The following is an 11,322-nucleotide window of genomic DNA, read 5'->3' as shown; positions in this document are numbered from 1 at the left end:
TCGGCGCAGCGCTGGTAGGCCCTGAGCGCGGCGGCGCGGTCGCCCAGCAGGTAGTGCAGCCGCATCACCCGCCGGTGCGAGGCTTCGGAGATGGGGTCGGCCTCCAGGAGCCTCTGCGCCCAGGACAGCGCCTCGGCCAGGCCGCCCTCGCGCTCGAGGCGCTCGCACAGCAGGCCCAGCGCCTCCCGCCGCAGCTCCCGCAGCCGCTCGCGCTCGTGGAGCAGCCACTCCCCGAACTCGGGGCAGTCGTCGTAGTCGTGGCCCTCCAGCAGTTCCCCCTGCGCCTGAGGCGGGTCGTCCGGGCGGGGGGCCGCCGCCCGCTCCTGGAGCAAGGCCACGTCGCTCTCGACCCCCGGCCCGAGCTGCAGCGGGTCGCCCCCTTGCAGCAGCCCCTCGAAGCGGCGCAGGTTGAACAGCGCCTGGCGCAGGTTGTTGCGCGCCGGGCCCTCGTCGAGTCCGGGCCACAGCAGCCCGGCCAGCCGGGTGCGGCGCGTGGGCCCCTCCAGCGCCAGGTAGGCCAGCAGGGCCGCCGGCTTGCGCTCGAGCCCCGCCGTGCGCCCCTGGCCCGTGAGGCTGGGCTGCCCCAGCAGGCGTAAGCTCCAGGTCACCGCGCGATTCTACTTTAGACAGAACGAGGCAGAGGCAGGACGTGAACCTCCGGGTCAACGTCGCGCACGACCCCCCGCATGACATTCATCCTCATAAACACGCTTTATCCTGGTCAGTACTATGGCCCGACGCATCGCCGGACTCGTGCTGTTCATCGGTCTGCCCATCCTGCTGGCCGTGCTCGCCTACACCCGGCTCAACCGCTACCAGCCCTACGGCACGCCCCTGCTCAACCCCCGCCCCGCCGCCGAATTCACCCTCGCCAGCGCCGACAACCCCAGCTACAAGCTCTCCGACCTCAAGGGCAAGGCGGTGTTCATCTTCTTCGGCTTCGTCAACTGCCCCGACGTCTGCCCCACCACCATGCAAGACCTCAAGCGGGTCTACGCCAAGCTCACCCCCGAGGAGCGGGCCAGGGTGCAGGTCCTGCTCATCAGTGTGGACCCCGAGCGCGACACCCCCGAGTCGCTGGGCAAGTACGTGCGCTTCTTCGACCCCAGCTTCGTCGGCCTCAGCGGCACCCCTGAGGCCACCGCCCAGGTCGCCAAGGACTACGGCGTCTTCTACCAGAAGTCCCAGATCAAGTCGGCCCAGGAGTACAACGTCGACCACACCGCCAGCGTCTTCCTCATCGACCCCAAGGGCCAGCTCCGCCTCATCTACGGCCAGTCCAAGATCCAGCAAGACCCCGACAAGGTGGTGCAGGACGTACGCTGGCTGCTCAAGGGAAGCTGAGCCCATTAACCAAAGGCCCTCGCCCTCGAGCTAGAATGGCTCCGAGGTGATGAGCATGCGCCTGCGCCGCTCGGTCGGGCTGATCCTGCTTGGCTGCGTAGCCCTGGGCGGGGGTGGCACTCCTGCGCAGGGCCCGGGTCCTACGGAGCCGCTGCCGTTCACCCCACCCCTGTACACGGCCCTGGGGCTGACGGGCCAACCTCTCGGGGGATCGTCGAAGTTCAAGACCGGGACCTGGAGCCCCGACCCTTCGCGCGACTACGCGATCCGGGCGCTGCCGATACCGCAGGACAAGCATTACCATCTGCAGGTCATCCGCCCGGCCGGCGAGATGCCCCTTCCCAACCTGCACCTTCGCCTGCTGCCGCGCCTGCGTTAGGTAGCTCCGGCGTGGGTTTGCCGGGAGAAACTTAGACCTCGAGCTCCACCCGCCGGCGGCCCAGGTGCTTGGCGCGGTAGAGGGCCTGGTCGGCGCGTTCGACCAGGGTCTCGGCGCTGTCGCCCGTCCGGAACACCGCCACGCCGAAGCTCAGGCTCACGCCGATGGTGCCCACCACCGGCTCGTCCTGCACGGCGCGGCCGAGGCGCTGGGCGAGGTGCTGGGCCTGCTCGAGGTCGGTCCCCTGGGCCAGGATCAGGAATTCCTCCCCGCCCCAGCGCACCAGCAGGTCGCCCTCGCGCAGCTCCTGGTCGAGGCGGAAGGCCACCTCGCGCAGCACCTGGTCGCCCACGGGGTGGCCGTAGCGGTCGTTGACCTCCTTGAAGTGGTCGAGGTCGGCCAGCAGCACCGCCACCCGGCCCGGCTGCGCCCGGCCCAGGGCGTGCTCGAGGCGCTCCCGCCCCGCGCGGCGGTTGGCGAGGCCGGTGAGGGGGTCGGTGTGGGCCATGTGCCGCATCACGAAGTACTGCTCGCGCACGCGGGCGTAGATGTCGAGCAGCACCAGGTAGGCCACGCACACCACGTAGAACTGCACGAAGGAATTGAGCGCCTTCAGGGTCGGGACGGCGCCCAGGGCCATCCCCGCCAGCCCGATGACCAGGCCCAGCAGGTAGTAGGCCACCGAAAGGCGCAGCGCCTGCTCGCGGGGCAGCACCAGGAAGGCCAGGGGGAAGATCAGCGGGTACCACAGCGAGGTGGCCCCGAAGCCGTCGCGGTAAACCTCCCCGCTGACGACCAGGTACAGCAGCATCAGCAACTGGTAGAGCCCCAGCCCGCCCAGCGCGCCCGCCTCCACCTCGCGCACGCCGAAGCGGCGGAAGTACAGCAGCACGGTCAGCCCGACGGCCTCGAGCGACAGCAGCGGCAAGAACCAGCGGTCCACCGGGTTGAGGCTGTGGTTGACATAGCTCAGCAGCCAGGCACCGGCAGTCGCCATGGCAGCCAGGGGCAGCAGCAAGAGCCCGGTGCGGCGCCGGCTAGCCTCGAAGGCCGCAGGATCGACGGGCGAAAAAGCCATAAGGTTCTGGTCTCAGGGTACTACGGACTCGGGTACACCGAGGGAACATGAGACAGGAAGCGATCAGCCGTCAGCTAAAGGCTTGTGGCGAAAGGAATCCCTGCCCGTCGGCGGGGAGGGTTTATCCCCCCAGCCCCCCTTGCTAAGGGGGGAACAAGTCGTCTGGCGTCTTGCGTTCGGCGTTCGGCGTTCGGCGTATTGCGTACGGCGTACGACTGCCACCCCTGCTCAGTCCTCGAGATACGTATACCCCACCAGCTCGCGCGCGTACTGCTCCATGAACGCGCCCTTCTCGGCCGGGGTGAGCTTGGAGGAGCGCACCAGCTTCTCGACCGCCTCGGCCAGCTCGCCGTCCTCGTAGCCCATCTTCTCGATGACCCGCCGGGCCTTCTCGCCGGAGACGAAGCGCTCGATCTCGTAGCCCTCGGCGTCCACGGTGACGTGGGCCTCGCCGATGCGGCCGAAGAGGTTGTGGTTCATCGCCAGCACGTCCTGGTAGGCCCCGGTGAGGAAGACCCCCAGGTAGTAGGCCTCGCCGGGCCGGATCTCGTGCACCGGCAGGGTGTCGCGCACGTCGTGCAGGTCGATGAAGCGGTCGAATTTGCCGTCGGAGTCGCAGGTGATGTCGACGAGGGTGGCCTCGCGGGTGGGGCGCTCGTCGAGGCGCGAGAGCGGGACGATGGGGAAAAGCTGCTTGATGGCCCAGGAGTCGGGGAGGCTCTGGAAGAGCGAGAAGTTGCACACCAGCTTGTCGGCGAGCATCTTCTGCAGGTCCTCGAGCTCGTCGGCGGGGTAGTCGAGCTCGAGGGCGAATTTGAGCGTCTTGCGGGCGATCTGGTAGAAGAGGCTCTCGGCCAGGGCGCGGTCGCGCAGGGAGATGAGGCCCAGGTCGTAGAGGTTTTGCAGGGTGTCCTTGTTGGAGAAGGCGTCGTGGTAGACCTCGCGGTAGTTCTTGGCCGAGATGCTGCGGGCGAGGTCGAACATGTCCTTGACCACCGGGTGGACGTCCTTGGGCTCCTCGACCTTCTCCTCCCCCGGGGGGCGGATGGTGTCGACGACCTCGAGCACCAGCACGCTGTGGTAGGCGGTGATGGCCCGGCCGCTCTCGGTGACGAGGGTGGGGTGGGGCTCGCCGTGGCCGTCGCAGATCTCCTTGGTGACGTAGACCAGGTCCTCGGCGTACTCGCTGAGGGAGTAGTTGGCCGAGGCGTAGAAGGCGGTCTTGGAGCCGTCGTAGTCCACGGCCAGGCCGCCGCCGAGGTTGAGGTAGCGCACCGGGGCGCCCAGCTTGCGCAGTTGCACGTAGGTCTGGGCGATCTCGCGCACGGCCTGCTTGATGCGGCGGATGTCGGTGACCTGCGAGCCGATGTGCGAGTGCAGCATGGCGATGGTGCCCAGCATCCCCGCCTCGGCCAGCATGTCGATGACCTTCATGATCTCGGGGGTGGTCAGGCCGAACTTGGCCGACTCGCCCCCCGACTCCTCCCACTGGCCGCTGCCCTTGGTCTTGAGCTTGTAGCGGATGCCGATCTGCGGCTCGACGTCGAGCTGCTTGGCGATGCGCATGACCCGGCCGAGCTCGGCGAACTTCTCGAGCGTGATGACGACGTTGCGGCCGAGCTTGCGGCCCATCAGCGCCAGGCGGATGAAGTCGTCGTCCTTGAAGCCGTTGCAGGCGATGAGCGCGTCCTTGTGCAAGTCCTGGGCCAGGATCAGCGCGAGCTCGGCCTTGGAGCCGGCCTCGAGGCCGTGGGCGTAGGGCTTGCCGGCCTTGGCGATGGTCTCGACCACCATGCGCCGCTGGTTGACCTTCACCGGGAACAGGCCCTGGTAGCTGGCCTTGTAGTTGTATTTCTGGATGGCGCGGCGGAAGGCCTCGTTGAGCTCGACCACCCGCGCTTCGAGGATCTGCGGGAAGCGCAGCATCACCGGCAGGGGGCGGCCCTCGTCGCGCAGGTCGGTGACGATCTCGTACAGCGAGGCGCTGGGCCCGCCCGGGCCCTCCGGCGTCACCTCGAGGTGCCCGTCCTCGCCCACACGAAAAAACCCGGCGGCCCAATGGGGCACCAGGTAGGTTTCTTCAGCATCCTTGGCGGTGTAGCGTTTGAGTTTCTCCAACGGCGCTCCTAGCCTCCTGCGCTGGCTCGTGGGCACGGTTTGACGCCGCTCCGCGTCCTAGCACAGGAAAAAGTGTAAGGCCAAGCCCCCCCAGATACTAGGGCGCCGTGCACACGGCCCAGGGGAAGCGCGCGGCGGGCGGCTTGGCCGGAAAAGCCGAGCCCCCTCGGGGGCTCGAGGGCTCGGGCGGGGCCGGGCTCAGCAGAGGGTCTTGACCCGGACCAGCCGCGTCCGGGTGGCGGTGTTCCCGGCGCTGTCGGTGGCGGTGAGGGTGACGAGGTGGTCCACGGTGCCGAAGTGGGGCGAGGCGCAGGTGGTGTAGAGCCGGACGTTGGCGACCGAGGCGCCCGTGCCCAGGGTCTGGTTGCCCGTCGAGGGGCCGCCGGGCTGGACGTCGGCGCGGTTGGTGGTCCAGACCAAGGAGGCGCCGCTCAGGGTGCCGTCTTCGGGGTCGGTGGCGCTGCCCTGGAGGGTGAGCAGGTGGTAGTAGCCGTTGGCGTCGGAGGTGGTGGGGGTCACGTCGAGGTCGGTGGCGGGGCTGGTGATGGTGGCGGTGGGCGGGTTGTTGGTGCAGTTGACCACGGTGAGGTTCACCGAGGCGCTGGCGACGCCCCCGTCGGCGTCGGCGGCGGTGGCGGTGACGGTGTAGCTGCCCGCGGGGCTGAAGCTGCGGCTCACCTCCTTGCCGGTGGCGAAGGGCGCGCCCGCGCCGACGCGCCAGCTCACCGCGCTGTCGGGCAGGGTGAAGCCCGGGCTGTCCACGTCGCCCGCGCTGGCGCGGAAGGTCACGCTCTGGTTGACGCAGACGGTGGTCCCGTTGGCGGGCTCGAGGACGCTGACGGTGGGGTCGACGTTGGTGGCCTTGAAGCCCACGCTGCGCTCCCCCACCACCACGCCCTTGATGACCACCCGGGCCGTGAGGGTGTGGTTGCCCACGGTGAGCGAGTTGAGGTTGAGGCTGGGGGAGGTGCCGCTGCCGAAGGGGGTGGCGGAGGCGTCGAGGAACCACTGGACGAAGGCCGGGCGGATGGGGTCGGAGGCGGTGAGGGTGGGGTTGAGGGTGCCGTTGCGCTGGAAGCTCTGCCCCTCGGTCACCCCGCCGATGGCGAAGCTGGGCAGGTACATCCGGTAGGCCGAGAGGATGTCCCCCTCGGAGAGCACCGCGTTGTCGCCCACGTCGGCGCAGGTGACGCCCGGCGCCAGGATCTGCAGGGTGGGCATGCCGTTGCGGCTGAAGGCGGAGCAGCTATAGTGCATGATCGACTCGAAGTCGTAGGGCCCGACGTCGAAGCCGTCGTCGACGTGGCGGTTGAAGTTGTGCTCCTTGCCGCCTTCGATGTTGCCCCACAGCACCTGCACGAAGCCGTCGCGGTCCTCCCTCGAGTGCTCGTGGTACAGGCCCACCGCGTGCCCGATCTCGTGGATCACGGCCGAGAGGTCGCAGCCCATGTTCAGGTTGACGTTCTGAGGGTCGTCCACGAGGTCGTCCCGCCGCCCGACGAAGGAGGAGCACCCCTCGGAGTTCCTGAAGATCAGCTTGTTGGGCCCGCCGGCGTCGTGGTAGAAGTCGAGGTTGGTGTGCTCCTCCCAGTGCGCGATGGCCTGCGCGATGCGCGAGCGCATGGCGGTGTTGTTGGCCTCGCTGCCCCAGTCGTCGGCGAACACGAAGGGCACCCGCCCGTCCGGCCAGCGGGTGCAGCTCCAGCCGAAGTCGCCCCCGAAACCCTCCGAGCAGCCCACGCCCTGGGGCCCCACCCCGGGCTCGGCGGCTCGAGCCGCCATCCGCATCAACTGGGCCTCACTCCCCAGGATCATGTCGCCCTGGTAGATCGCCAGGCCGTCGATGGCCTCGTAGGTAAAGGGCTTGCCGCCGATGGTGATGGTCTTGACCTCGCCCTTGCGGCCCGGGGCGTAGCCGGGGTGGGAGCCCGCGGTGTAGGTCGGGGTCTCCTTGGGCGGGTTGCAGGCCGCGAGGAAGAGGGCCAGCCCTGCTGTGAGCAATACGTTGCGCCACATGTCGGCCTCCTGGATCGGTGCGTCGGCGAAGCTTCACTTGCGGCAGTCCAGCCGCACCCGGAAGCTGGGGTCGGCGACGCTGTAGCGGATCTTGAGCGAGGTGTTCATCTTCTTGGGGTCGAGCAGCAGCAACAGCTTGGTGGGGGTCTTGGCGGTGTCGTCGGAGTAGAACACCGCCTCCTGCACCAGGCCGGTGCCCTGGGCGAAGGGCTTGTCGCGCATCTCGACGTACTGCGACTCCAGGGTGTTGCCGTCGTCGAGCACCAGCATCAGGCCCTGCCAGCCCGTGCCCGCCAGGGCCGCGCTGTTGGCGGTGGTGCCGTTGCGCAGCTCGACCCTGGCCTTCCAGCCCCCGCGCCCCCCGGCGGGCAGGGGCTCGAGCGAGAGCACCCGGAAGCGCCAGATGCCGTTGAAGAGCCACTCGTTCACGCAGCCCTCCAGCGCCGCGACCTGGTTGGCCCCGCCCTGCCCCTGGGCGCCCGGCAGGGTGAGGCTGAGGGTGGAGCCCGAGACGCTCACGCCCACCCCGGCGGCCTTGAGGGCCTCGAGGGGCACGTAGGTCTTGCCGCCCACCACGATGGCGGGGGTGCTGGCGGCCTTGCCGTTGATCACCAGGCGGTAATTCGTCGCCGCCAGCACCACGCCCAGGGCCAACACCGCCAACGCCGCAAACTTGAGCTTGGACATCCCGACCTCCTTTGACCTGTTACGCCGATTCTAGCTTCACGCTCCGGGGGGGCGGGTTCACCCCCCGGTTTCGGGCTTCAGCACAGCAGCTTGACCCTCACCCGCACCACGTCGGTGCCGATCTGGCCCGCACTGTCGCGCGCGGTGAGGGTGATGAGGTGCTCGTAGCGGGCGGGCGAGGCGCAGAAGTCGGTGTAGAGCTTGACCCGCACGCTGTCGCCGCTGCCCAGATCGGCGGAGCCGCCCGGCTGCACCGAGGCCAGGCTGGTGGTCCACTTCAGGCTGCCGCCGCTGAGGGTGCCGTCTTCGGGGTCGCTGCCCAGGCCCGCCAGGTCTAGCTCGTAGTACCAGCCGTGCTGGTCGGATTTGTCGGCGTAGACCTCGAGGTCGGCCTTGGGCACGGTGATGGTGGCGGTGGGCTTGGCGTTCTCGCACTCCTCCACCCGCAGGTTGAGGCTGGCCTCGCCGTACTCGCCCTGCTCGTCGGTGCCGCGCACGATCACGGTGTAGCCGCCCGCGGGGAGGGCCTGGCTGAAGCCGTGGCCGGTGCCGCTGAGGCCGCCGGGGGTGCTGCGCCAGGCGACGGCGCCGTCGGGCAGGCGGTAGTCGGGGGGGTTGTTGGGGTCGTAGCTCTCGGCGCGGAAGGCGATGGGCTGGCCGGCGCAGTAGGTCTGGGCGGCGGAGGGCTCGAGGATACGCAGGGTGGGCTTGTCGTTGCGAACGGTGAGGTTGAGGCTCTGGCGCACCGTCTCGCCCCCCGCCGTGGCGGTGGCGGTGATGCGGTGGGCGCCCAGCGAGAGGGTGGACAGGCGCAGCTCGGCCCCGCTGCCCAGCTCGCCGTCGCGGTCGCTGCTCCAGCGCACGCTCACGCTGCCCTCGGCGTGTTCGACCAGGGCGCTGAAGGCCAGGGTCTGGCGCCAGGGGTAGCTGCCGCCCTCGCGGGGGGAGGTGATGGTGAGGCTGAGGGGGATCTTGCCCTCGCGGTAGGCGTAGAAGCCGGCGTTGCCGCCCACGGTGCCCGCGATCAGCCCGGTCTCCCAGCTAAACATGTAGCCCTCGAAGCGCCGCTCGCCGCCGGGCAGGGGCACCCGGAAGCTCAGGCGGCGGGGGTTGGCGGGGTCTACGTTGCCCGTGACGGGGTACTCGCTGCCCCCCACGGCGTAGGTGGCCCGCAGCTCGCCGCTGCCCAGGGTCACGTCGCTCACGTCCAGCCGCCCCACCACGCCGTTGTCGTTGACGATCCAGCGGCCTTTGTGGGAGGCGAGGGCCACCGCCCCGGCCGCGCCGTTGCCGCGGAAGGGCTCTTCCTTGGTGAGGTAGAAGCCGTAGGTCCGGCCGTCGCGGTTGTCGAGCAGGGTGCCGGCCAGGGTGCGGTTGCCGGGGAGCAGATAGCCGGTGAAGCGCATCCCGGCGAGTTCGTTGACCGCGCGGTCGGGGGCGTCCCAGTCGAGCCAGAAGTCCAGGCGGTTTCCCGAGACCACGCCGTTGACCCGGCGGGCTACGCCGTCGGGGCCGTAGTAGGTGCCCAGGCGCAGGTCGGCGCGGCCCTCGAGCCAGCGGCGGGCGATGGTGCCGGGCAGGTGGTAGAGGTCGAAGGTGCCCCTCCAGCCGTCGTGGTCCATCTTCCAGCGGCCCACGAAGGCGGCGGGGGTGGGCTGGGCGAAGGTCTCGGGGGCGCGGGCCTCGAGCAGCACCGCCCCCTCGTAGACCAGGCCGCGCGTCACCCACGCGTAGCCCATCTCCACGAAGCCGTCGGCGTCGCGGTCGGCCTCGGCGGGGCGGCCCCGGCCCGCGCCGTCGCGGCCCCAGGAGTTCTTGACGATGAAGGCCTGGCGCGCGTCGTCGTAGCCCACCATCAGCATGGCGTGGCCGCCCCAGGGCGCGCTGCCCGGCAGCCAGACCCCCTCGCGCATCGTGACCTCGCCGGGGCCGGCGGCCTTGAGGTCGACGGCGAAGGCCACCTCCCGCCCGGCGGCGAGCTGGGCCTTGAACCAGTCCACCGTCCGCAGCTCGGCGGCGGTGGCGTACTGCACGCGCACCGGGCCGTACACCGCGCGGTCGAGCGCGGCCTGGGGCAGGCTGGTGAGGCTGCGGCGGTCGGGGAAGCGGTACTCGGTGGGGCGGTCGCTGAGGTTGAAGTCGCCGAAGTAGCGCTGGGCGTAGGTGCCCTCGTACCACTTGGCGTAGGGGTTGTCCCCGCTCTCCTCGGTGTTCTCGTAGCTGCCGTCGCCGACGTAGGGCAGCAGGCCCTCCTCGGTGAGGCGGTAGGTCTTGAGGTGCTCGAGGCCCCACCCCACGCCGCCCCCGCCCCACATGCCCAGCCCGTTCTCGCGGTTGGCGGCGGCGGGCGAGGGGTAGATGAGGATGCCCATCTTCTGCACGTGGTTGGCGTACTGCTCGGAGAGGTCGAGGCTGAGGCGGTAGGTCTTCTTGTAGAAGGCCTCCAGCAGCGCGGTGTTGGCGAAGCTGGTGCAGGTGCCGCGCCCCATCTGGTCGCGGATGGGGGTCTGGTTGGGGCGCAGGTCGGCGCGCGGGGGTAGGCTGGCGGGCTTCACCAGCGCGGCCTGGGGCTCCTGCTCCTCCAGGAGCCGCTTGTAGTAGGCCTGGGCCTCCTCCACCTCCTGGGTGCGGTTGAGCACGTACACGCTCCCGTCGGCGAGCTTGGCCGCCGGGCGGCCGTTGTGCTCGACCGGCTGCAGGGGCGCGTCGCCGGGGGCGGGCGGCTGGGGCTGGGCCCCGCAGGCCGCCAGCAGGGCCAGGGTGAGTGCTGCCAGGATCGTCTGGGTCTTCATGGCTCCTCCTTATCCGTTCGCAGGCCGGTCACTTCCGAACCTGCGCCAAGGGTAGCCAGGGGGCCATTAACGAGCCCTTATCGTTTTGTGTAGGCTGGGGCCATGCGGCTCAAAAGCCTGGGCGGCCTCGAGCTCGAGGGCAGCAAATTCCGCCGGGAGAAGCCCCTGCTGCTGCTGGCCTACCTGGCGCTGGAGGGCCCCAAGCCCCGGCGCTTCGCGGCCGAGCTCTTCTGGCCCGAGGCCCCCAACCCCATGAACAACCTGGCGGTGGCGCTCAACCACCTGCGCAAGCTGGGCGCGGCCCAGGCCGACGAGCAGCGGGTGTGGGCGGGCCTGGGGTGCGACGCGGCGGAGCTGCGCGAGCACCTGCGCGCGGGCCGCACCCGCGAGGCCTTCGGGCTCTACCGGGGCGCCTTCGCCGAGGGCCTGGACCTGGGCGAGGCGGGGCCCGAGCTCGAGGAGTGGGTCTGGGAGACCCGCGAGAGCCTGGCCCGCGAGCTGCGCGCCGCCTTGCTGTGGCAGGCCGAGGAGGAGGCCCGCCTGGCCCGCTTCGCCGAGGCCGGGCGGCTGGCCGAGGCCGCCTACCGCCTGCCGGGCTGCCCGCCCCCCGAGCCCGAGGAACTGCCCCGCCTCCACCGCCTGCTGCGGGCCGCCGAGCACCCCGCCTGCGAGGCCGTCGAGCGCGAGGCCCGTGAGCTGGGCCTGCGCCTGGAGAGCACCCCCGAGACCGCCCGCGGGCGGCTCAAGCCCGGCCTGATCGGCCGAGGGGCCGAGCTGGAGCGCCTGGGCCGCCTCGAGCCCGGCCAGTGGGCCTGGGTGCGCGGCGGGCCGGGGATGGGCAAGACCACGCTGCTGCGCGAGCTGGCCCTGCGCCACGGCGGGCGCTACCTGCCCGGGCGCTCGGGGCT

The 11,322-nt window shown here is 70.5% G+C and carries 8 protein-coding genes and 1 pseudogene; 3 read left to right on the top strand and 6 right to left on the bottom strand.

Annotation, left to right across the window (positions count from 1 at the left end):
* Window positions 1–608, bottom strand: a 608-nt coding sequence (locus MEICH_RS23550) for an AfsR/SARP family transcriptional regulator (protein WP_036218288.1), incomplete at its 3' end; no start/stop codon positions are given.
* 121 nt (window positions 609–729) lie between these two features.
* Between MEICH_RS23550 and MEICH_RS0104245 the strand changes: the two genes are divergently transcribed.
* Together MEICH_RS0104245 and MEICH_RS0104240 are read left to right on the top strand one after the other, a co-directional pair.
* Window positions 730–1,344 carry an SCO family protein gene (locus MEICH_RS0104245; RefSeq protein WP_027891573.1) on the top strand — a complete coding sequence of 205 codons (615 nt, stop codon included), beginning with the start codon at window positions 730–732 and terminating at the stop codon, window positions 1,342–1,344.
* A gap of 49 nt (window positions 1,345–1,393) precedes the next feature.
* Complete coding sequence (locus MEICH_RS0104240; protein WP_157202606.1) at window positions 1,394–1,723, top strand: hypothetical protein; 330 nt, start codon at window positions 1,394–1,396, stop codon at window positions 1,721–1,723.
* 31 nt (window positions 1,724–1,754) lie between these two features.
* Here the strand turns inward: MEICH_RS0104240 and MEICH_RS0104235 are convergent, their stop codons facing one another.
* The 5 genes from MEICH_RS0104235 to MEICH_RS0104215 form a co-directional block, all read right to left on the bottom strand.
* Entirely contained in the window at window positions 1,755–2,801 is a 1,047-nt protein-coding gene (locus MEICH_RS0104235) for a GGDEF domain-containing protein (protein WP_027891571.1), read from the bottom strand.
* A 228-nt stretch (window positions 2,802–3,029) separates the two neighbouring features.
* Window positions 3,030–4,919 (bottom strand): biosynthetic arginine decarboxylase, encoded by a 1,890-nt coding sequence (speA, locus tag MEICH_RS0104230; protein ID WP_027891570.1) that lies wholly within the window; start codon window positions 4,917–4,919, stop codon window positions 3,030–3,032.
* Window positions 4,920–5,117: 198 nt separating this feature from the next.
* The gene (locus MEICH_RS26900; protein ID WP_051303898.1) at window positions 5,118–6,935 is read right to left on the bottom strand and encodes a M12 family metallopeptidase; all 1,818 of its coding nucleotides are present in this window, start codon (window positions 6,933–6,935) and stop codon (window positions 5,118–5,120) included.
* Between the two features lie 33 nt (window positions 6,936–6,968).
* Window positions 6,969–7,622: a hypothetical protein gene (locus MEICH_RS0104220; protein ID WP_027891569.1), complete on the bottom strand. Its 654-nt coding sequence runs from the start codon at window positions 7,620–7,622 to the stop codon at window positions 6,969–6,971.
* Between the two features lie 77 nt (window positions 7,623–7,699).
* Window positions 7,700–10,414, bottom strand: coding sequence for a C1 family peptidase (locus MEICH_RS0104215; RefSeq protein WP_027891568.1), 2,715 nt, complete (start codon window positions 10,412–10,414; stop codon window positions 7,700–7,702).
* A 102-nt stretch (window positions 10,415–10,516) separates the two neighbouring features.
* On the opposite strand from MEICH_RS0104215, the pseudogene MEICH_RS30015 reads away from it, so the two are divergent.
* A pseudogene (locus MEICH_RS30015) lies at window positions 10,517–11,322 on the top strand (tetratricopeptide repeat protein); the annotation flags it as partial.

The organism is Calidithermus chliarophilus DSM 9957 (assembly GCF_000430045.1).
In the GTDB taxonomy this organism is placed as follows: Bacteria; Deinococcota; Deinococci; order Deinococcales; family Thermaceae; genus Calidithermus; species Calidithermus chliarophilus.
The sequence above is the reverse complement of the archived record's forward strand: the minus strand, read 5'-3'. Positions and strand labels throughout refer to the sequence as shown.